The organism is Pseudoalteromonas sp. PPB1 (assembly GCF_015356275.1).
GTDB classification, from domain to species: Bacteria; Pseudomonadota; Gammaproteobacteria; order Enterobacterales; family Alteromonadaceae; genus Pseudoalteromonas; species Pseudoalteromonas rubra_D.
This window is the reverse complement of record NZ_JACEQV010000009.1, coordinates 195,208-215,936: the sequence shown is the minus strand read 5'-3', so window position 1 is coordinate 215,936 and position 20,729 is coordinate 195,208. Positions and strand designations below refer to the sequence as shown.

General features: G+C 46.5%; 21 protein-coding genes. 12 read left to right on the top strand and 9 right to left on the bottom strand.

Features of this window, described 5'->3' with window-relative positions:
* Nucleotides 1-590 precede the first annotated feature (590 nt).
* From IY568_RS11490 to IY568_RS11480, 3 genes are all read right to left on the bottom strand, one after another.
* The gene (locus IY568_RS11490) at nucleotides 591-1,775 is read right to left on the bottom strand and encodes a vWA domain-containing protein (protein ID WP_194867604.1); all 1,185 of its coding nucleotides are present in this window, start codon (nucleotides 1,773-1,775) and stop codon (nucleotides 591-593) included.
* 2 nt (nucleotides 1,776-1,777) lie between these two features.
* Nucleotides 1,778-2,611, bottom strand: coding sequence for an AAA family ATPase (locus IY568_RS11485; RefSeq protein WP_125560902.1), 834 nt, complete (start codon nucleotides 2,609-2,611; stop codon nucleotides 1,778-1,780).
* Between the two features lie 75 nt (nucleotides 2,612-2,686).
* Nucleotides 2,687-2,911, bottom strand: coding sequence for a DUF1653 domain-containing protein (locus IY568_RS11480; protein WP_125560900.1), 225 nt, complete (start codon nucleotides 2,909-2,911; stop codon nucleotides 2,687-2,689).
* A gap of 54 nt (nucleotides 2,912-2,965) precedes the next feature.
* Here IY568_RS11480 and IY568_RS11475 point away from each other — a divergent pair, with 54 nt between their 5' ends.
* From IY568_RS11475 to rpoS, 10 genes are all read left to right on the top strand, one after another.
* Complete coding sequence (locus IY568_RS11475; protein ID WP_194867603.1) at nucleotides 2,966-3,448, top strand: DUF2947 domain-containing protein; 483 nt, start codon at nucleotides 2,966-2,968, stop codon at nucleotides 3,446-3,448.
* 92 nt (nucleotides 3,449-3,540) lie between these two features.
* Nucleotides 3,541-4,188: a hypothetical protein gene (locus IY568_RS11470; RefSeq protein ID WP_194867602.1), complete on the top strand. Its 648-nt coding sequence runs from the start codon at nucleotides 3,541-3,543 to the stop codon at nucleotides 4,186-4,188.
* Between the two features lie 53 nt (nucleotides 4,189-4,241).
* Nucleotides 4,242-4,526, top strand: coding sequence for a cell division protein FtsB (ftsB, locus tag IY568_RS11465; RefSeq protein WP_010383879.1), 285 nt, complete (start codon nucleotides 4,242-4,244; stop codon nucleotides 4,524-4,526).
* Nucleotides 4,519-5,220 carry a 2-C-methyl-D-erythritol 4-phosphate cytidylyltransferase gene (gene ispD / locus IY568_RS11460; protein WP_125560894.1) on the top strand — a complete coding sequence of 234 codons (702 nt, stop codon included), beginning with the start codon at nucleotides 4,519-4,521 and terminating at the stop codon, nucleotides 5,218-5,220. Before ftsB ends, ispD begins: the two co-directional genes overlap by 8 nt.
* Nucleotides 5,217-5,696, top strand: coding sequence for a 2-C-methyl-D-erythritol 2,4-cyclodiphosphate synthase (ispF, locus tag IY568_RS11455; RefSeq protein WP_125560892.1), 480 nt, complete (start codon nucleotides 5,217-5,219; stop codon nucleotides 5,694-5,696). Before ispD ends, ispF begins: the two co-directional genes overlap by 4 nt.
* 1 nt (nucleotide 5,697) lies before the next feature.
* A complete protein-coding gene (gene truD / locus IY568_RS11450) occupies nucleotides 5,698-6,762 on the top strand; it encodes a tRNA pseudouridine(13) synthase TruD (protein WP_125560890.1) in 1,065 nt (354 codons plus the stop codon).
* Nucleotides 6,743-7,492: a 5'/3'-nucleotidase SurE gene (gene surE / locus IY568_RS11445; protein ID WP_125560888.1), complete on the top strand. Its 750-nt coding sequence runs from the start codon at nucleotides 6,743-6,745 to the stop codon at nucleotides 7,490-7,492. Before truD ends, surE begins: the two co-directional genes overlap by 20 nt.
* A 5-nt stretch (nucleotides 7,493-7,497) precedes the next feature.
* Nucleotides 7,498-8,136: a protein-L-isoaspartate(D-aspartate) O-methyltransferase gene (locus IY568_RS11440; protein WP_010383888.1), complete on the top strand. Its 639-nt coding sequence runs from the start codon at nucleotides 7,498-7,500 to the stop codon at nucleotides 8,134-8,136.
* A gap of 80 nt (nucleotides 8,137-8,216) precedes the next feature.
* Nucleotides 8,217-9,041, top strand: a complete 825-nt coding sequence (locus IY568_RS11435; RefSeq protein ID WP_194867601.1) for a peptidoglycan DD-metalloendopeptidase family protein — start codon at nucleotides 8,217-8,219, stop codon at nucleotides 9,039-9,041.
* Between the two features lie 55 nt (nucleotides 9,042-9,096).
* Nucleotides 9,097-10,080 (top strand): RNA polymerase sigma factor RpoS, encoded by a 984-nt coding sequence (rpoS, locus tag IY568_RS11430; protein ID WP_058797954.1) that lies wholly within the window; start codon nucleotides 9,097-9,099, stop codon nucleotides 10,078-10,080.
* Between the two features lie 804 nt (nucleotides 10,081-10,884).
* Here the strand turns inward: rpoS and IY568_RS11425 are convergent.
* Nucleotides 10,885-12,999: a S8 family peptidase gene (locus tag IY568_RS11425; RefSeq protein ID WP_194867600.1), complete on the bottom strand. Its 2,115-nt coding sequence runs from the start codon at nucleotides 12,997-12,999 to the stop codon at nucleotides 10,885-10,887.
* 372 nt (nucleotides 13,000-13,371) lie between these two features.
* Between IY568_RS11425 and IY568_RS11420 the strand changes: the two genes are divergently transcribed.
* Together IY568_RS11420 and IY568_RS11415 are read left to right on the top strand one after the other, a co-directional pair.
* Nucleotides 13,372-14,559, top strand: a complete 1,188-nt coding sequence (locus IY568_RS11420) for an NAD(P)/FAD-dependent oxidoreductase (RefSeq protein ID WP_194867599.1) — start codon at nucleotides 13,372-13,374, stop codon at nucleotides 14,557-14,559.
* Between the two features lie 438 nt (nucleotides 14,560-14,997).
* Nucleotides 14,998-15,789, top strand: coding sequence for a substrate-binding periplasmic protein (locus IY568_RS11415; protein WP_194867598.1), 792 nt, complete (start codon nucleotides 14,998-15,000; stop codon nucleotides 15,787-15,789).
* A gap of 29 nt (nucleotides 15,790-15,818) precedes the next feature.
* Here the strand turns inward: IY568_RS11415 and IY568_RS11410 are convergent, their stop codons facing one another.
* The 5 genes from IY568_RS11410 to IY568_RS11390 form a co-directional block, all read right to left on the bottom strand.
* Nucleotides 15,819-17,003 carry an alpha/beta hydrolase family protein gene (locus IY568_RS11410; protein WP_194867597.1) on the bottom strand — a complete coding sequence of 395 codons (1,185 nt, stop codon included), beginning with the start codon at nucleotides 17,001-17,003 and terminating at the stop codon, nucleotides 15,819-15,821.
* Nucleotides 17,004-17,548: 545 nt separating this feature from the next.
* A complete protein-coding gene (locus IY568_RS11405; protein ID WP_194867596.1) occupies nucleotides 17,549-18,070 on the bottom strand; it encodes a hypothetical protein in 522 nt (173 codons plus the stop codon).
* Between the two features lies 1 nt (nucleotide 18,071).
* A complete protein-coding gene (locus IY568_RS11400; protein ID WP_194867595.1) occupies nucleotides 18,072-18,377 on the bottom strand; it encodes a helix-turn-helix domain-containing protein in 306 nt (101 codons plus the stop codon).
* A 379-nt stretch (nucleotides 18,378-18,756) separates the two neighbouring features.
* Nucleotides 18,757-20,163, bottom strand: coding sequence for an MvaI/BcnI family restriction endonuclease (locus IY568_RS11395; RefSeq protein ID WP_228553283.1), 1,407 nt, complete (start codon nucleotides 20,161-20,163; stop codon nucleotides 18,757-18,759).
* A gap of 77 nt (nucleotides 20,164-20,240) precedes the next feature.
* The gene (locus IY568_RS11390; RefSeq protein ID WP_194867594.1) at nucleotides 20,241-20,726 is read right to left on the bottom strand and encodes a very short patch repair endonuclease; all 486 of its coding nucleotides are present in this window, start codon (nucleotides 20,724-20,726) and stop codon (nucleotides 20,241-20,243) included.
* Nucleotides 20,727-20,729 lie beyond the last annotated feature (3 nt).

Sequence of the window (20,729 nt, the reverse complement as noted above, 5' to 3'; positions counted from 1 at the left end):
GCGTTCTCTACAATAGCTCATTTCACCTTGCGCAAAGTAAATGTACTCGCGTTGCTCGCTGTCATTGTACTTTGCACTTAATTCATCAATGAATATCATCGACATTCGTACCTCCTTGTACATCAAAGCCCGATTCGAAAGAGTCGGGCTTTTTTGCGTTTTGGGTAGTTTAAAAAAGCTGTAGATAGAATAGTATCGCCTATTCATCCATGAAGCTGGGTTGGATCGTAAAACTTGTACTGAACAACCTTTGGACACACTTCCTGGTGGAGGGCTCCCAGCTCGGCGTCCATGCCTCGCGTTCATTGCGCTGCGAAGCGGTGCTTCGGTCGCAATTCACCCATGAATATCATGGACATTCGTACTTCCATGTACGTCAAACCCGTTGCAGCAATGCAGCGGGTTTTTTGCTTTGTGCGATTTAAAAAAGTTGTATAACTTCCCGATCATAAAGCCCGCACCACCGTCATCCCACACTTGATGCGGGAACTGCCAACAGGCCACACCGTTAGCATGAGACCTGACAAGCATTATCAGACTCCAAACAAGAAAAGCCCAACTCGAAAGAGGTGGGCTTTTTTGTTTTGTTATTAGCTTAGCTCTTTAATTGCTTCACTGAGTCCATCTAAGGTCAATGGAAACATACGGCCAGCCATCAGTTCATCGATAAGGCCAATTGAATGGTAGTAAGGCCAATGAGTCTTTGGTTGTGGGTTAAGCCAGGCGACTTTATCGAAATGCTGAGTGAGCCTTTGTAACCACACTGAGCCGGCTTCCTGGTTCCAGTGTTCGACACTGCCGCCGGGGTAGGTGATCTCATAGGGACCCATAGTAGCATCACCGACGAAGATCAGCCGATAATCCCGGCCAAAGCGGTTGATAAGCTGATGGGTATCGAGCAAAGTACTATCCAGCCGGTCGTTGTCCTGCCAGACATGTTCGTATACACAGTTATGGAAGTAGAAAAACTCAAGGTGTTTAAACTCGCTGTGTGCGGCGCTGAACAGCTGTTCACAGATCTGAATATGATCATCCATAGATCCGCCGATATCAAACAGCATGATGACGTTAACGGCATTGTGCCGCTCAGGCGCCATTTTCACATCCAGCATACCGCCTTGTTTGGCTGTAGCACGGATAGTTTCATTCAGATCAAGTTGATCGCTGGCGCCACTGCGGGCAAATTTGCGTAATTGTTTGAGTGCCAGCTTGATAGTACGATTACTGATGTCACTGTCTGCATCTAAGTTACGATACTGACGTTTATCCCACACCTTAACGGCACGGCGGTGACGATTGCCGTCCTGCCCAATCCGGACACCTTCCGGGTTATAACCGTATGCTCCAAAGGGGGAAGTACCGCCAGTACCTACCCATTTGTTGCCACCGGCATGACGCTTTTGCTGCTCGGCGAGCCTTTGTTTCAGGGTATCCAGCAGCTTGTCGAGTCCACCGAGCGCCTTAAGCTTGGCTTTTTCTTCTTCACTCAGGTGCTTTTCAAACTCTTTGCGCAGCCAGTCTTGTGGCAGGGCGCTTTGCTGTAACTGGCTGAACAGATCCAATGATTCGACGCCCTCAAAATAATCGGCAAAGGCGCGGTCAAACTTATCGAACTGAGTTTCATCTTTGACAAATATGGTTTTGGCCAGATGATAAAACCCGTCGATGTCGGCGAAGCACACACCTTTATCCAGCGCATTGATACAGTCCAGTAGCTCCCGAAGGCTGGCTTTCACACCATAGCGTCTGAGCGTGAATAAGAAGTCGATCAACATGATCAGCGTTTACCTAAAAAAGCCAGTTTCTCAAGCAAAGTGACGTCTTGCTCATTTTTTAGCAACGCGCCAAACATGGGCATCAATCCGCCTTTGTGGCTGCGATCCTGAAGTGTCTCAGGATCTATGTCTTCTGCCAATAATAGCTTGAGCCAGTCGAGCAGTTCACTGGTACTGGGTTTCTTTTTCAATCCAGCGACACTGCGTAATTCAAAAAACACTTCCAGCGCTTGCTTTACTAAGCGCGGCTTAATAGCAGGGAAGTGTACATCAATGATCGCCTGCATCTCATCTTTATCAGGGAAGTCTATATAGTGGAAGAAGCAACGACGTAAAAATGCATCGGGCAATTCTTTTTCGTTGTTAGACGTGATGATCACTATAGGACGAACCTGAGCTTTGACCTGCTCACCGGTTTCGTACACGTGAAACTCCATGCGATCTAACTCAAGCAGGAGATCGTTGGGGAACTCAATATCGGCTTTATCGATTTCATCGATCAGCAGCACCGGGCGCTTTGCCTGAGTAAAGGCCTGCCACAGTTTGCCCTTAATGATGTAGTTGCCAATATCGTGCACGCGTGCGTCGCCCAGCTGACTGTCGCGCAGGCGCGATACCGCATCGTATTCATACAGGCCTTGCTGCGCCTTAGTAGTCGATTTGATGTGCCACTGAATGAGCTCTGTATCCAGACTTTTGGCCAGCTCCTCAGCCAGCAGGGTTTTTCCTGTGCCGGGCTCCCCTTTGATCAGCAGTGGCTTTTCCAGGATCACTGCCGCGTTTACCGCTTGTTGTAACGCCGTGCTGGCAATATAAGATTCGGTACCTTTAAACATAAACGTGTTAACTCTGGTCTGATGAGTAATAGAGGTTCAGTGTGCCACAGCCAAGATGGGCAGCGCAAATACACCTCACTGTGCCGGCCCCAGGTAGTTAAAGCGTGGCATTTGTTCGCCCTCGATCTCGACGGTTTCGCTGAACATACTAAGTGGTCGCACCCAATGATCATAGTCGCCGTACAGTGTCTGGTAGACCACCATAGCTTCTTCAGTTTCGCTATGGGTGGCGACAAACAGCACTTGATATTTTGGCCCTTTGTAATGCTGGTAAATGCCGGGTTTGAGTTCTTTGTTCACGGTTGTTGCTCCAATTAGGTATAATGTCTGGGTTTTAATAAATAGGTATCAGACATGAATTATATTGCGCTCGATGCGTTCAAGAAAGCCTGGGTGTTTCGTCATCAGGACTTGCCCATTGATGAGGCCGATCTGGCACGGATCAAGCCGATGACTGAGCAACGTGCGGCTGTGTTGTGGACCACTATGGTGAGTCGTGAGCAGGATCACCCTGACTTTTTTACGCCTCATGACTGGCCAGGTAAAGAAGAAAACTGGCACGAAAGTTTGGACTGGGAAGGACCGTGGGAAGCCGGCGAAGCCACCCTGCCTGACACCATTTGTGATTTCCTTAACTGGGAAGACAATACCACAGTGTACTTTTGTATGTCGCGTGAGCTGATCATTGAAACCCAGTTTGATGTGTTTAAACGTACCTGGCAGAATTTTATGTTTTTGGCTGATGGCAGTTTATTAATTGGCAAAAAGCGTGATACCGCGGTGATGTTCAGTGAGTCAGGGGAAGCCAGGCTCGGTAAGCGGCCTAAAACCCCTTAATTGTGCTGATTGCCTGTTGTCGGTTGCTTTCATAAGAGTGCGCTATATTTAACCGTGTGGTCGTGATATAACCTCTGTGTAAAGGAGGCATTTTGAACAGTCAAGATCACACGAAGCAACAAAGCACAATATGGCAGGACGAGGCAACCCGGTTGGCGTATGCTGAGCTGGCCAATGTCTTTTATGCGCGTGAAATCCCCAGCCTGTCGGCAGAGCCTGACATTGACCGGCTACAAAGGCGTTTGAACAGCTTGCCTTATTACGTAGAGCGTGCTGCAACACACATTGTGCTCGGCGAGGTGCCGCTTGAGCTTGATAGTCATAACGGCTGCTGGTTGGCTAAACAACGCAAATGCCCAGAGTGGCAAGCAGAAGAAGCACAAGCTTATTTTACTGCACAGGCCACCATTGGATTGGTTGTACCTGTTCTGGTTGTGGACCTTGGCATTACCAGTCTGTATTTAGATACACTGGATCAAAAACGCGACGGGCGATGGCATTGCAACCAGTTTGGCTGGTTTGACTGTTCGGGTAAAGCACTCAGCAACAATGAGCAAACAAATTTGCCAACAACCCGATTTTTACTCAAACCCAATAAAGCGTTAATGACTGCCGCCTGTTGTGGTCACCGCTGGCAATATCATAAAATACTGCCACCCAGAACGCTGGGCTTACGCGAAATGTTACTGGCCAGCAGTGTAAACTGGGCAAACGTGAGAAAAAAACAACAACGCAAGTAGTGCACATTGCCAGGTGCAATGCATGATCCTGTAAAGCAATTAAGGTAGCCCGAATGCGATATTTCCAACTTGCATTGTTATGCCTGTGTGCCTATACCCAATATAACTTGTGGTTTGGGCACAATGGTCTTGAAGACTTCAGGCGTATCAAAACGGCGGTAGACAAACATCAGGCTGCCAATGCCGATCTGGCCAAACGCAATAAATTACTCAGAGCGGATATCGAAGATCTTAAGCTTGGACTTGAAGGGGTTGAGGAGCGAGCGCGCCATGAGCTCGGCATGATCAAACCTAACGAAACCTTTATCCGCGTACTGTCAAAGAAGCACGATGAATAAACCAACTACAATCGCAGCGGTTGTTCCTGCTGCTGGCGTGGGTGCCAGAATGGGACTGAACCACCCCAAGCAATATCTGAAAATTGGCGACAAAACGGTGCTTGAGCACACACTTGGTAAATTGGCTCAAGTACCACAGTTGAATAAACTGTATGTGGCTGTGAGTGAAACGGATGGCTACTTTGATGAATTGGACTTGAGTGGCCTTACTGTCAGCCGGGTAACCGGTGGGCAGGAGCGATCCGACTCGGTGCTCAATGCCTTATTAGCCATGCAAAATTCTCCGCCAGATTGGGTGCTTGTGCATGATGCTGCTCGGCCACTGGTGGAAGTCAGCGATATCTCCAACTTGATTGAGCAGTGCCTGACGCATCAGGAAGGTGGCATTTTGGCGAGTAAGGTCAAAGACACCATTAAACGTGGTACCAGCCACAGCGAAGAGACAGTGCCACGAGCAACATTATGGCAGGCGCTGACACCGCAGTTTTTCCCTTATCATCAATTGCTCAATGCGTTGCAACAGGCGCAGCAAAATAACGCACAGATTACCGATGAGGCCTCGGCCATTGAGCTGGCCGGACAACCTGTTCGGTTAGTTAGTGGTCGCTCAGATAACATTAAAATTACCACACCAGAAGACTATGCACTGGCCAGTTTTCTGATGTCACAACAAAGCAAAGCGAGGTCATTATGATACGCATAGGTCACGGGTTTGATGTTCATAAGTTCGGTGGTGAAGGCCCGCTAACCATTTGTGGTGAGAAGATCCCCTACACGCAGGGGTTTATCGCACACTCCGACGGTGATGTGGCCATTCATGCTGTGTGTGATGCTTTGCTTGGCGCGCTGGCGCTTGGCGACATTGGTAAACACTTTCCCGATACGGCTGCTGAGTTTGAAGACATCGACAGCCGTATTTTGCTGCGCAGAGTGATGGAGCAGGTCAGCGAACTGGGCTATCAGCTTGGCAATCTGGATGTCACTATCGTCGCACAGGCACCAAAAATGCGCCCACACATTGATGCGATGCGCGCTAACCTAGCGGCAGATTGCCAGGCCGATATTGGCCAGATCAATGTGAAAGCCACCACCACGGAAAAACTGGGCTTTGAAGGGCGTAAAGAAGGGATCTCCAGCCATGCCGTTGTATTACTGACTAAGGTGGCTTAGCGTGAAAACCTGTGTATCCGCGCTCAACTACCTGTACGGGGAGCCGTTAGCGCGTGCTGAGTTTAAGTCTCAGCCTGAAGACTTTATAGTGGATGAAATCCTCGATATTGAATTTACCGGAGAAGGGGAGCATGTTTGTCTGCAGGTGGTCAAAAAAGGGGAGAACACAGCCTTTATTGCCCGCAAGCTGGCCGAATTTGCAGGCGTTGCGCCAAGAGATGTTAGCTATGGCGGACTAAAAGATCGTCACGGCGTATGTACTCAGTGGTTCAGTGTCCCGGTGCCAATCAAACACTCTTTGGATTTCAGTGAGCTGAACAGCGACAGCCTGTTTGTGGTGAAACAAGTGCGCCATAATCGAAAATTGCGCACTGGGTGCCATAAGGGTAATCGTTTTACCATCACGTTACGTAATGTCAGTGAACCGTTAGATTTGTTGTCACGGATAAATGCCGTACGCCAGGGGGTGCCGAACTATTTTGGTGAACAGCGTTTTGGTCATGATGGCTACAACCTGGAAATGGCACAAAGGCTATTTGAGGGAGAGCGGATCCGTGATAAAAAATTACGTGGTTTGGTTATCTCTGCCGCGCGCTCACATATTTTTAATCAGCTGGTTTCAAAACGGGTGGCTGAGCATGGCCTGGCAAAGACCTGGCACCGTGAAGTTTTCATGCTCAGTGGCAGTAATGCGTTTTTTGAAGAAGACATCAGTGATGCGCTAATTGTCCGGCTACTTGAAGCCGATATTGTGTTGTCAGCGCCTTTGCTGGGTAAAGGCGAAAAAGGCTTGACTGCACTTGAAATAGAATGGCTCAAACCCTTTGCCGACTGGTGGCAGGGACTGGGCACTTTGGGACTTAAAAATGAGCGCCGTGCGTTAAAGGTAATCCCACAAAACCTGACGGTGAAAACACTCGACACCACGACCATTCAGCTTAGTTTTGATTTACCGAAAGGGTGTTATGCCACCGCAATACTGCGAGAGCTGGTGCATCATGAGGATGTCAGTCATCGCAATTATGATAAAAAAGGAAGCAACCAAGATGAAGATCCTGCTCAGTAATGATGACGGAGTACATGCAAAAGGAATCGAAGTACTGTACCACGCTTTGTGCGAAATTGCCGAGGTGGTGGTCATTGCGCCAGACCGCAACTGCAGCGGTGCGAGTAACTCTTTGACACTGATGAATCCACTGCGGGCAACCACGCTTGAAAATGGCTTTGTGAGTGTCAATGGGACACCCACAGATTGTGTTCATCTGGGGGTTAATCAGTTGCTCGAAGAAGCACCTGATCTGGTGGTTGCTGGTATCAACAATGGGGCGAATTTGGGTGACGATACGCTTTACTCAGGTACGGTTGCTGCCGCGACAGAAGGTCGCCATTTGGGGTTACCTGCGATTGCTGTGTCTTTGTGTTCAAAGCGCGAAGCGCATTATGAAACCGCCGCAGCTGTCACGGTTAAACTCATTAAAGCGCTGAAAAGTCATCCATTGCCGAAAGATCAGATCATCAATATCAATGTGCCGGATATTCCTCTGTCTGAGCTCAAAGGCATGCAAGTGACTCGCCTGGGCGCACGACACAAAGCTGAAACCATGACCCGGCAGTTGGATCCCTGGAACCGTGACGTGTACTGGTATGGTTCACTGGGCCAGGAGCTGGATGCGGGCGAAGGCACCGACTTTTATGCAATTAAGCAGGGATATGCCGCCATTACCCCACTGAAAGTAGACATGACAGCGCATGAGAGTCTGGACCCTTTATCAAGCTGGATCGCTGAGCAGGAGTAAGCACATTGCTCAAAAACTACAAACGCAGCGCCGAGGCGTTGGTTACTACTCTGAGTCGTAATGGGATAAGTGACCCTGAGGTATTGAATTGTCTGGAGATCACGCCTCGCCACTTATTTGTCGATGCCGTATTGCAGCATAAATCTTATGAAAATACTGCGTTGCCTATCGGTCAGGGCCAGACTATTTCTCAGCCGCTAGTGGTTGCCAGAATGACAGAGTTACTGCGCCAGGCTGGAGTACGCAAAAAAGTGCTTGAGGTTGGTACAGGGTCCGGCTATCAAACCGCGGTGCTGGCCCAGCTGTTCGATGAGGTGTACAGCATAGAGCGGATCAAAGCACTGCAATGGCAGGCGAAACGTCGTTTGCATATGCTGGATCTATACAATGTTGCCATGAAACATGGGGATGGCTGGCAGGGCTGGGCGTCGAAAGGCCCTTATGATGGTATCATCGTCACCGCTGCGGCAGCCCAAGTTCCGCAGGCGTTGTTAGAACAGCTTTCGGAAGGCGGTGTGATGGTTATTCCTGTGGGTGAGCAATATCAGGTACTCACTGTGTATCAAAGAAAAGGCCAGCAGTTTATCGAAAACAAACTGGCAGAGGTGCGTTTTGTGCCACTGATCCCAGGTGCGCTGAGTTAGAAGTCACAAAAAAGGCGAGAAAATCCATACGAGTATGCTAAAGTGGATGGTCGAATTAACAAGCGGAAAGTAATCAAGGCATGAATCGGGCGCGCATCAATATTTTATTGCTATTGTGCTATTTTCTGGCCGCATGTACGACGCCACATTCTCCAGCTCCGGTTGTGAATCTCTCTAAAGGTAAGACCAGTTATAAACAAAAAATTCAAATAAAAAATAATCAATATAAGGTTAAAAAAGGTGATACCTTATTTGCTATTGCTTTTAGTGCAAATAAGGATGTTAGAACTGTTGCCAAAATCAATAAAATTAAGCCTCCCTACACCATTTTCCCCGGTCAACTCATCTTATTAGAATATCCGAAAAAGAAGTATAAAGCGCCTAAAAAGCAGCCAGCAAAAACCGCAAAATTAACCGATAAAAAACAAAAAAATAACATTTCACCGAAAAAAGAGCTTGATCGACCTAAGCAACGAGAGTATGTTCAAAAGCAAGCCAGCGAAAAATCCAGTCATACCAAGCAGTTGTCAAATAATAAGGTACGATGGCGCTGGCCCGCAGTTGGTAAGGTGACCCGACGTTTTTCTGTCAAAGAAAACGGCTATAAGGGAATTCAGATTACAAATAAAAAGGGAACATCTGTTAAGGCTGCGGCAAATGGCGTTGTTGTATACGCAGGGAGTGCATTACGGGGATACGGCAATCTGATCATTCTGAAACACACAGATGATTACCTTAGCGCGTACGCCCACAATTCCAAATTGCTAGTAAGAGAGCAGCAGCAAGTTAAAGCCGGGCAAAAAATTGCCGAAATGGGAGATACAGACGCATCATCTGTTGCGTTGCGGTTTGAGATCCGTTACCGGGGACAAGCCGTAAATCCTAGTAGGTACTTGCCTAAATAATAGCCTATCGACGTAATGATGGAAGACTGTCACTTATTCGCTTGGGGGGATGCTTATGGCTCAAACAGCAAAATTGAATAGTAAAGTAAATCCAGAGTTGGACGAGAAGTTTGAAGATGTCTCAGTAGAGGAGCCCAAATCGGAGCTGCTGGAAGATATTGAGAATGATGAAGACCTTTTCGCCAAGGACGACAGCGTTAAGAATTTAGATGCAACTCAGTTGTATCTGGGAGAGATTGGCTTTTCGCCACTGCTCAGTGCAGAAGAGGAAGTTTACTTCGCACGTAAAGCCTTGAAAGGCTGCGAGGCGTCGCGCAAACGCATGATAGAAAGTAACCTGCGCCTGGTGGTTAAAATTGCGCGCCGTTACAATAATCGGGGCCTGGCACTGCTTGACCTGATTGAAGAAGGAAACTTAGGCCTTATCCGGGCTGTTGAGAAGTTCGATCCGGAGCGTGGTTTCCGCTTTTCTACCTACGCCACCTGGTGGATCCGTCAGACCATTGAACGGGCCATCATGAACCAGACTCGCACCATACGTTTACCTATCCACGTAGTCAAAGAGCTCAATGTGTACCTTCGTACAGCACGTGAGCTGACGCAAAAACTGGACCACGAGCCGACCGCTGAGGAAATCGCAGAGTCACTCGACAGACCGGTTGAAGATGTCAGTAAGATGTTGCGTTTGAACGAGAAAATCACCTCTGTGGATACACCCATTGGCGGTGATAATGACAAGGCTTTGCTGGACATTATTGCAGACGAGCGTGGTTACGAGCCTGAAAGTGAAGTGCAGAACAAAGACATCAATCGTCATATTGTCGACTGGTTAGGTGAATTGAACCCGAAACAAAGAGAAGTGTTAGCACGTCGCTTTGGGTTACTGGGTTACGAGCCGTCGACACTGGAAGATGTAGGACGTGAGATTGGTTTAACACGTGAACGTGTACGTCAAATTCAGGTAGAAGCACTGCGTCGCTTAAAAGACATTTTACAACACGAGGGGCTAAGCACCGACAGCTTGTTTGAACAAATGTAAGCACACTCGCAGCGCAGTTTTTATCGCCTTATTCCTGTGGCGCTGCGGAGCACACATCGTAGAGTCATTCCGTTGTTCGAATGACTCACGCATTTCCAAATTCCTTTGCTTTTTTCTACTTTTATTTTAATAACCCATTGATTATTATGGTTAAGAAGGGCTGCGTATTGATGGTTTTTTGATATCTGTAGTCTGTTGCATAAGCGGCTAATTCATACTCACAAATCTTATCTGGCGCCCCTAACTCATGCTGAATACCATAGCTACAGGTTTCAGTAACGGCACCCTACACACCTGTCTGAGCATCGACTTCATGACCTGAACTGTCACCCTTTACTCGGTACGAACGTCATCCCTTACTCGGTACGAACGTCACCCCGTACTTGCTACGAACGTCACCCTGTACTTGATACGAACGTCATCCTGCACTTGATACGAACGTCATTTCGTACTTGATACGAACGTCATCCCGTACTTGATATGAACGTCATCCCGTACTTGATATGAACGTCATCCCGTACTTGATATGAACGTCATCCCTTGCTCGGTACGAACGTCATCCCTTACTCGGTACGACCGTCATTCCATACTTGCTACGCACGTCATCCTGTACTTGATACGGGACCCACTAACAGGCAATACAGCTGCTGGTCTTGCACGTCAACCTCATCCCCCACACTGTCACTCGGTAGGGCAATCATCAACATACCAGAGTAAACAGCTCAGAATTCTCCAATCACAGGGCATAAAAAAAGGGCTAAACCCTAAGGTTTAGCCCTCATTATAAAGCCTGGGGAATGTTGCTTATTGAGCCTGTGCGTTCAATGTAACGCCAGAGAAAGTTCTGTAAGCGTTAAGACCGAAGTACCAGGTACCCGCTTGTGGGTTAGTGAAAGTACAGGTCTCTGCATTACCACCTTTATAAGGACGGCAGTCATAGCTAGAGCTGGTAGGTGCACTACCTTGCTTAACGAACAGGTCAGCGTCGCCTGTACCACCAGAGATGGTTACAGTTAGGCTGCTCATGCCCGCAGGTACGTCTAGTGACTTCTGAACCCAGCCACCTGTGCTTGCAGACAAGTTAGACTCAGTCAAAGAAACCGGACCAGTAGAGCCACCTGCTGTTTCAGCTTTCAGGCTAACACCGCTGTATGCAGAGTAACCGCGCATCATTACGTGGTAAGTACCAGTAGATGGGTTATCAATTGTACATACTTCGTTGTTACCACCTTCGTATGGACGACAGTCGTAAGTTGTTTGAGTCGGCTTAGCGTTTGCACGTACGTACAAGTCAGCATCACCGGTACCGCCACTCATAGTGAAGGTAACTTTGCTTACACCACTGGTGACGTCAAAAGTGTAGAATGTTTCGCTGCTTGCGCCGCCAGACAGGCCAGTTTTAGCTACGCCGTCTTCCAGCTCGTTGCCACCAGTACCATTGTCGTTGCCAAGTGCTGCATCTACCGCCGCTGACGCATCGATGATACCAGTACCACAGCTAGTACAGGTTGCTGGGAAGCTGCGAGTTGTGCTTTTCAGGATGCTTTCTACTTCATCCGGCGTTGCAGATGGTTTAGCTTGTTTGATAAGCGCCGCTACACCCGCTACGTGAGGTGCCGCCATTGACGTACCTTGTGAATACGCATAGCTGTCGCTTGAAGGCGTGTTGCTACCTGAGTTGTAAGTAGACAGAACACCTTCTGGATCATTAGCAAAGCTTTGTGCGCCACCTGGTGCTGCAACATCAATGTTTGAACCGTAGTTTGAGTAGTAAGCGCGACCACCGTTACGACCTACAGACGCAACATTGATAACTCCAGAACAGTTACCTGGGTTGTAGTTTGCAGAGTTGTCGTTGTCGTTACCTGCTGCAATAACAATTGTGGTGCCGTTTGCACGCGCTGTATTGATTGCATTTTGAGTGGTAGAGCTACATGAACCACTGCCACCTAAACTCATGTTAATTACGTCAGCTGGGTTAGCGTTTGCAGGTACGCCAGATACTGAACCACCTGATGCCCAGATGATAGCGTCAGCGATATCTGAAGTTAGACCACCACATTTACCAAGTACACGAACTGGTACGACTTTCGCGTCGTAAGCAACACCGGCAATACCTTCACCATTGTTAGATACCGCAGCCACAGTACCTGCTACGTGTGTACCGTGCCAGCTTGAATCACGTGCACTGTGCGTATAGCCACATTCGTTACGTGTAACCGCGTCACCCGGGTCACGAGCATCGCTATCACGACCGCCACCATCGTTAGCAACAGACACATCTGAGATCATGTCATAACCTTGTAGCAGGTTAGCGCTCAGATCCGCGTGCGGACGGTAACCAGTATCCAGTACAGCAACAACTACGCCGCTACCAGTTGCTTTGTCCCAAGCGGCAGGTGCGTTGATACCACCGTTTGCTTCAAAATAGTGCCACTGATCAGAGTAACGTGGATCGTTAGGCGTTGCGAAAGGCTGAAGCATTTGGTCAATTTCGATGTATTCGATGTTGCCAGTTGCTGCCATTTCCTGCATCAGGCTTTGTGCTTCAGCTGCAGTTAGTTTCTTGTCAACACGCATTACGTGGTGGTTGCTCAATGCCATTTTACGAACGTACTTGGTTTGTAGTGAAGATTTTTTCTTACTTTTGAAGTTCTTCACGAAACTTTGAGCGCGCGAGTTCATCATTGCTGGTGACATATCTGCACCGGCAATAGACATAAGCTGGCTGCTGTTATCTTTATATTTGATGATGAACTGAGTACCGGCTGTGTTCTGGCTTTCCATCTTCTGGCTCAACTGCGCCATGCTAACGCTGTTGTTGAGTGCTTCAAAGTTGTTTGCCATTGCATTAGTCGCGGCAAACATGCCAGTCATTGCCAGCGCAACTGCGCCGATTTTTAGGTTACGTGTTGTCATTCTTAGAATTCCCTAGTTTCTTACTTGTTGTTGTTGTTCTGTTTGCGTGTGCAAGCAGATGGTTATCGAAGGTAAAGAAGTGGTTAAAGTATTTAAAGTGCTGTTTTGTTATTTACACTATTGTTTTTGTTATAAGTGGATGGCTAGATAGTTCGTTTATTGCAATAGTTCATTGTTTTTATTGCATAATTATTCTTTGTTACAGGATGAGGTATGATTTAGTTAGTATTGTAAATGATTGTAAATGGTTAATATTTTATTACTAGTTGTGATAAAATTATGTGCCTTTGTTTGCTAAATAACCGCATTACTCCACCTCTTGGGTATAAGTTGATACAATACCTGCATAACTTTTTCAGGACACAATATACAATGTTGAACTTTGATGTGGTGATCATCGGCGCGGGCGCGGCTGGCCTGATGTGCGCGGCACAAGCTGGGTATCGGGGCCGCAGTGTGGCGGTGGTTGATATGGGCAAAAAAGCCGGTCGAAAAATACTCATTAGCGGCGGTGGTCGTTGCAATTTTACTAATGAGGGTGCCACACCACAGAACTATTTATGCGCCAATCCCCATTTTGTGAAATCCTGCCTGAGCCGCTACACCCAGCATGATTTCATCGAGCTGGTGGACAGACACGGCCTGGCCTATCACCATAAAACGCTCGGTCAGCTTTTTTGTGATAACAGTGCTCAGGACATAGTCGATATTTTGTTAACAGAGTGCGACTGGGCCGGGGTTGAAGTATTCCTGCGCAATGAGGTGATCAAGGTCGAACGCACTGACACGGGTGGATATATTGTAACGACCTCTGAGCAAGCATTTAGCTGTCAGTCTCTGGTGGTCGCTGCTGGCGGTCTGACTATGCCTAAACTTGGTGCCACGCCGATTGGTTACAAAATTGCTGAGCAGTTTGGCCTTAAGGTTCTGCCGACCATGGCGGCACTGGTACCGTTTACTCTGCATGACCATGACAAAGCCCGTTTTGATGGGCTGGCAGGCGTCAGCCTCCCTTGCACTGCGCAAAGTGAAGATGGTACCAGTTTCAAAGAAAACCTACTGTTTACCCATCGAGGCCTGTCCGGCCCGGCGATTTTGCAGATCTCCTCGTTCTGGCGTGCCGGGCAGGGCGTGATTGTAAACCTGCTACCAGAGGTTGATATGCAGGCACAATTGCACGACTGGCGTCAGGAGCAAGGCAGTAAGTCTCTGAAAAACTTACTTAGTACCCTACTGCCTAAACGTTTTGTCGAGGTCTTGATCAGCGAGCAAACCGTCCCGGATAAAAATGCCAACCAGCTCAGCCACAGCGAAATTGACACGCTGGCCCACGCACTGCACCACTGGCACATCAAACCCAACGGCACTGAAGGCTATCGCACCGCGGAAGTCACCCTAGGCGGCGTCGACACTGATGAGCTCAGCTCCAAAACCTTTGAAGCCAAGAAAGCCCCGGGCCTGTACTTTATCGGCGAAGTCACCGACGTCACCGGCTGGCTGGGCGGCTACAACTTCCAGTACGCCTGGAGCTGCGGCTGGGCATGCGGACAGGCGTGTTAGGTTTGTGTAGAGACAATAATGGTGAAGTGATTGTCAGGTGTGCCAGGTATTGACCAGCACACCTGACAAGCTGGTTTAAAGTGTAATGTTGTAACCCAAGTGGCTTTAAAGGAATTGTTACCAGGGTGGGAAGAAGTAGGGCCCCCTGGTTGTGTTGATGGCTGGCACTAATGTTGCGAAATTTATTTGTCCTTTAATGTCGTCTAGTACCCGAGCTGAATTTTGCAGCTTGGTGTTCTGCGCTTAGATATCAGCTCTTTATCTTTGCTAGTAATATATCAGGAAACTCGGTTTGAGTGGTTTTTATGGGGAAATCTACGGGTACTACACTCCAACGTACTTGAGTGACTTACGCTGCTTGTCGATTTGTGCAACACTGATGAGATTGTCTGCCTGAGTATGAATGCAGAATTTTGTAAATAACAATGTGTGGTGTCCGTGATAAAACGCATTTTGAAGACGTACTGTAATGTAAACGTCTGGTTTTTATGGCTCTTAGTGAGTTCGGCTTTTTCTCCTGTTGCTCAAAGTAAAACGCTGCGATTTGGCGTAGACCCCTGGCCACCATTTGTCATTGTTGAGCAAACACAAATCAGTGGTATCGATGTTGATATAGTCCGACATCTGGCAGATGCCCTTAATCTTGATCTTGAGCTGGTTCGCTGCCCGTTTAAGCGTTGTCTGCGAATGATGGAGAGCGGCGAGCTGGATATGCTGGGCTCTTTGCAAAAGTTCAAAGACCGTGAAGTCTATATGCAATATCTGGAACCTAGTTATTACACTGCGAATAAAGTGTTCTATACCCTGAAGGGGAGCGAGGTTAGCATCAACGCCTATCAGGATCTCGAGCGCTATATTCTCGGCGTGACACTGGGCCATAAAAATGACCCCCAATTCGATGCAGACACCCGTCTCACAAAATTCGCAGCGGTAGACACAGACAAGCTGTTTAGCCTGCTGATGAAAAAGCGCATTGACGCTGCACTGAGTGTGGATGTGCGCTCTGATCATTATTTAAAAACCCACAATCTAAGCCAATATATCCACAAGGCATCATTTTACTTTAAAGGCACACAAGGTTATCTGGCTGTATCGCGTGCGTCCAGGCTGCTCGAAAGGCGCCATGAGATTGAACGTATGCTTGCTGGCATGGCAAGTGATGGCACCATAACCAGTATGATTGACGCTGTGGTACGTGAAAAGGTTAATAAAACGCCCCCGACGGGCTAGGCATTAACCTGTTTGTTTTCCCTTTCAAATTAAAATAATTGTTGTGTCCAGTGCTTAATTCGATGTATCAGGCAGCGCAATGGCGTTGCTGAGTCGTTATGTTTGGGGTTGCAGTCAGAGAGTTTGAAGGAAAATGGGGTTTTGCTTTTGATCGCTGGCACAAATGTGGCTTCGGTGTGATTAAAGTGGTGCTCAAAAAAAGCGGTATTTAGCCTGGCTACATCCAGGATAGCGTTAAATTGAGCTGTATCTTCCAGCCCGTTTTTCAGCCAGTCTTTTAGTACCACAATGTCAGAAAAACTGACGTGATTGAGCGATTCAAATAGCGCTAAATAGCCCTTATGGTGTACGTTGAGAAAGATTTCGCTGAAGTATTCTTCGTCTGCCTGCACATACATAAAAGGTTGTGTTACGGTGATATCTTGCCAGCCAAACACAGTGCCATCCATATTAACAATAGCGGTTACTTCGGGTGTTTTTGCAGCGGTATAAAACGCCGCAGCTCCGCCGTAAGAATGACCCAGAATACCTACCTGACCATTGAGTGCATTGAACAACGGGCTCTGCGGGTCTTGACCCATTTGTTTTATTTTTGCCAGTACAAAACGCTGATCTGCAGACCACATGGGTAAATCAATGCCCAGATCGTCTGCTGGCAGCTCTATCGTTTTTAACGCTTTTGAATTGGGCGGCTGATAATAATCCGAGCCAAAACTGTGATTGATGGAAGCGACCAGGTATCCCTGGCTGGCGATATGTGCAGCCATGATGGTAAACGACTCGGGATTTAGATAATAACCGTGGGAAAAAATGATCAGGGGTAAAGCGTCGTGTGACAGCTGTATTTCACTCTCTGCGGCAATGTTCCATGTCATTGAGCTCAGCGAAGCGATATGTGTCATATCTGCATCTGTATCATAAATCAGCCTGTGCGAGCGCGAAAACTGATTACTCAACAGCGGTAATCTCTGGGTGCTGGCGCTTAGCTTGGTGGGATAAAAAAATCGTACACCAAGTTGTCTTGGCGTGTCGGGTTGTGTCCTGTGGCCGGGACGATTTAAGTCTTCAAAATGCATGTAATGCGTGCCAACCGGTTGCTCCAACGGCAGGATAAGTCTATTTAAAGTGTGGTCAATACTGAGCTGTGCAAATAGTGGCTGTGTAGTTAGCAGGCAAAACAGGTTGATCAGCAGGTAAATTGATAGTCGTGGCATCTATGGCGCTTTGTTATTTTTATCTGACTTATATAACATAAGGTTACAACACTTATAGTCATATTTCAGCTCCTTACCGCGCCTTCAACTTATGCAAAATGGTGCACTGGTCTACCTGCTCGGCGCTGCAGGAGGCGAGGGTTTGTAAAGCTTTATAATTGAGGCCCAATCGATTGCTAGGTGACGAGCCAGTGTAGCCTGAATTGGTCACTGAAAAAGTGTAGGCTGGTAGCGCGAAACTATTCATCAGTTAACCCAATGAGCTAACTGATGAATATATTAATAGTGTTGGTTAAAATTTTTATGGCCGGACCTTCCGGGCTGCATTTTCTCCACCGCCGCCAACACCACCAAAAACTTTATCAAGTTGAGCTAAAGGAATAGTCACCATCTTGTCGTCTCACTTCTAAGTGACGGTGTGTACGGGTAAAGCGGTTTAGCCAGCTGGCTTGGGGTTTACAGCCTGTCTACGCTCTGGTCTTTCACCATTCTGATTACCACCACCAACACCACCAAAAACCTTAGCCAATTGATCTAAAGGAATATTAACCATTATAAAATCTCTCCCTTGCAGGTGTTTTTGCAACATAAGTCATTAATCCAAAACACATCAGTACGTGTAGGGTTGACTGAGTGCCTGAACGTACGTTATCTAAAATTAACAAAGAATCTATAACGTACAACTTATATAACCAAACTTCTACATATACGACAAGGTTTAATAGAAAACTCGCTGCAAATATGGCTAGTAAACCAATCTCTTGAAGGGCAAATCTCGTGTTTTTGGCAACTCTCTCAAAAAAGCTGATGTTGGTTACCCTGTATAGCCAGTGAGCGATAGGCACCCTGAACACAACAGGCACAATGAACGCCAGGTTCATTATCATGCAGTAAAGATAAAGATGTGTGCTCCAGCCAACGCTGATCTGGTTCAAAGCTTCATCCACTAGTTCTACAAGAAGTAGCAATAGCAAAAAATATCTAGAGGTTTCATATCGCCATGTTATTGCGAGTGCACTCAGGATTAATGGTAGTGGCAGATAGGGAATTAATGAGTACAAGTCCATATTAAGAATCCTCTTCTTTTTGTTTGTTTTCTGATTCTGGCTTATTACCGGGGCCTAAAAAACTAAAGTACATTTGTACCAAGTCTCGACCAAAAATCATAAATAAATCCAGTAGCTGGGCGCTTGTCATGTCTGTTTTACCGCTCTCCCAGTTGCTCACTGTAGACTGATCAACTTGAGAGGACATTTTGGCGGCAAGCTCGCGTTGGCTTAAACCAAGCTCGATCCGCATCTGTCGGATCGAGCGCTGAACAATGCGATTAAAGCGAGCGATCTCTTCCTTTCGCTTTCCTGGGCTGTGCTTCATTGCAAATTTCCATGGGTTAATAATGTAAACAAATGTTTATCATGGGTTAATTTTGTTCGCAATGAAAATCGGGGTACTGCCTGATATCTATTAATATATTCATCAAGGTGGGTATCCTTATAGTTTTTGAGCAGTTATCAATTAGTATGACGAGTTAGCTGAATTGGCCGTTCTGGAGATTGCGGGCAGTTGCTGTCAAAGACTACTGTGTTATCTGTGTTGGGTTTCTGGGTGATAGTTAGCAGTTGATACACAAAACCCATATACTTAACAAGCTGACTTTAATTGATTTATATGAGGTGCGATTTGTGGGTTTTACTTTTTTAATCGTTTCTCTGCACCCCATAAATGCATTGCCTTAACTGGTCTGCACTTCTACTTAGTTAACGTGCTCCAAATTAATGTCTCTGGTTTTTTCATAAATCAGCTCGGTATCTTTCCATTTAATTCTGAACTGATTTCGCTTCTTAGGCCTCCACGATCCGTTTGAGAGCTCAATTTTGACGCCTGGATCGTAATATATAGACTGATTAACTATGGCGTCTATGAAGTTGTTTAAGTTTGCACCCGTTGCTATCCGTACCTCTGGTCCAAATGAGTATTGGTGAGGTGAGCACTTCTCTGTTGAATATGACACAAAGCAAGTTTTTGCATGTTTTCTTTTCCAATGTTCGATGAGTTTATCAAACTTCCAGCAGGCTGCTATTTCACCGTTACGATCCCTTAAGAATAGGCCTCCTTCTGAATCGATAATTTCTTTTTTTTCTGTATCATAGCCTTCTACCGAAAATGTTAACCCTGTTTTTTCGTTTTCGGAATTGGCTTTATGCATGCCTGTGAAATAGTACTGATTTTCCTTTGTTTTTCGTCCGAAATTAGTCATGAACTCATACAAGTCATCTTGATAAACGCCCATACAAGGCTCTGGCGTCATTAGCGTAACTGGGTTTCCCTTTGAGTGAGATTTTAGCTCCCAATCAAGAAAGTCAGGTTCTGAACGTCCATTAGGGGTAATTTCAAACAAGCTTTCAAGTGTATAACCTGCTCCATTACTCGCTTTGTAAGGAATAACATTACCGGATTTATCTAAACGTTGAGACGGGACCTTTCCCATATGGTAAATTTCTTTCAATCGTTCAAGGAGTTTTTTTAGCGAGTCGGTATTGCTGTTCGTTTGTTCGTAAAATATCGATGCAATTGGTAAATAGTTACTTTGTGTGACTTGGGGGTCGTATTGTGCGCTTTGCTCGCTGACAAGGTTATCGCCTAAGTTCAAATTACTAATTTTCAATGAAATTTCTAATGATAATGCATCATCCCAAGAGCTCATGTAAGCCAGAACTTTACGGTTTTCTTCCTGCTTACTTTCCACGATACCCAGTATAAGTATTCGGTATTTATTGTCTCTTTCCAGTCGCTCTTCTTTAGTCGGCGGCTGCATTAAGTGGCTTGGCGCAGATTGGCAGCCTTTTAAGATACCAGACAATCTGACTTCAGGGTATTTGGGGTAAAGGATCAGCTGTGCTCCTTTTGCTCTTTCAGTCGTTCCATCTAAAGAAAGCCAATTGAAGTTAACTGGGGCCTTAAATATTGCGCCTTTTTTTCCCGTACCGGCGCTCTTTATTCTGCCTGTTGGTATTGTTTGAATGACATCAAAGTTTGTACCAAGGTATATTTGTTGTTTGGAGTTGTCATTGTTTTTGAGTTGCTTGAAAATAACTCTTGTAGCACCTGCCTGCTTCATGACAGCTTCAATATCTTCAAGCCGAACATTTCTCGGATCCATAAATCGTTTCCTTTCGTTGTAGAACGAGAAATATACCTATAAAAAATAGAAGGTTAAACATCTTTAGTGGCAAATATTTATAGCCTAGGTTTGAACCGCTCTCTAGTTAACCCTCGAAAAGATAGCTCAGAATAGTTATCTCCCCTTAGTATCCATTCTTCCATTCGGTCTAGTAAATCCTTTTTTCTCAGTTTGTTAGCTCCTTTCATTGAGCACTCCCAAACAATAAGAATACGCCATCCTTGTGCCATTAGTTTTGCTACAACTTCTTTGTCTCGTACAGTATTTGAATGAATTTTACTAATCCAAAATTTTGTGTTTGTTTGGGGGACTTTAAAAAGGTGGCAGTTGTGTCCGTGCCAAAAGCATCCGTTTACGAAAATAATGGCTTTGAATTTCTTGATTACAATATCTGGAGTGCCGGGCAAACTTTTCTTGTTGGTTACATAGTGAAAACCCAAAGTGGCAAGCTGGAGTCTTATAAAACGTTCAGGCCGACTGTTTTTACTTCTGATGGCTGCCATATTCTTCTGGCGGCTATCTTTGTTGTGAACATCGGCCATAAT

Coding starts and splice junctions, on each gene's coding strand:
- IY568_RS11490 (WP_194867604.1), bottom strand. CDS start 1,775: ATGTTGATCGACTTCTTATTCACGCTCAGACGCTATGGTGTGAAAGCC.
- IY568_RS11485 (WP_125560902.1), bottom strand. CDS start 2,611: ATGTTTAAAGGTACCGAATCTTATATTGCCAGCACGGCGTTACAACAA.
- IY568_RS11475 (WP_194867603.1), top strand. CDS start 2,966: ATGAATTATATTGCGCTCGATGCGTTCAAGAAAGCCTGGGTGTTTCGT.
- ftsB (WP_010383879.1), top strand. CDS start 4,242: ATGCGATATTTCCAACTTGCATTGTTATGCCTGTGTGCCTATACCCAA.
- ispD (WP_125560894.1), top strand. CDS start 4,519: ATGAATAAACCAACTACAATCGCAGCGGTTGTTCCTGCTGCTGGCGTG.
- ispF (WP_125560892.1), top strand. CDS start 5,217: ATGATACGCATAGGTCACGGGTTTGATGTTCATAAGTTCGGTGGTGAA.
- surE (WP_125560888.1), top strand. CDS start 6,743: ATGAAGATCCTGCTCAGTAATGATGACGGAGTACATGCAAAAGGAATC.
- IY568_RS11435 (WP_194867601.1), top strand. CDS start 8,217: ATGAATCGGGCGCGCATCAATATTTTATTGCTATTGTGCTATTTTCTG.
- rpoS (WP_058797954.1), top strand. CDS start 9,097: ATGGCTCAAACAGCAAAATTGAATAGTAAAGTAAATCCAGAGTTGGAC.
- IY568_RS11425 (WP_194867600.1), bottom strand. CDS start 12,999: ATGACAACACGTAACCTAAAAATCGGCGCAGTTGCGCTGGCAATGACT.
- IY568_RS11420 (WP_194867599.1), top strand. CDS start 13,372: ATGTTGAACTTTGATGTGGTGATCATCGGCGCGGGCGCGGCTGGCCTG.
- IY568_RS11410 (WP_194867597.1), bottom strand. CDS start 17,003: ATGCCACGACTATCAATTTACCTGCTGATCAACCTGTTTTGCCTGCTA.
- IY568_RS11405 (WP_194867596.1), bottom strand. CDS start 18,070: ATGGACTTGTACTCATTAATTCCCTATCTGCCACTACCATTAATCCTG.
- IY568_RS11400 (WP_194867595.1), bottom strand. CDS start 18,377: ATGAAGCACAGCCCAGGAAAGCGAAAGGAAGAGATCGCTCGCTTTAAT.
- IY568_RS11395 (WP_228553283.1), bottom strand. CDS start 20,163: ATGGATCCGAGAAATGTTCGGCTTGAAGATATTGAAGCTGTCATGAAG.
- IY568_RS11390 (WP_194867594.1), bottom strand. CDS start 20,726: ATGGCCGATGTTCACAACAAAGATAGCCGCCAGAAGAATATGGCAGCC.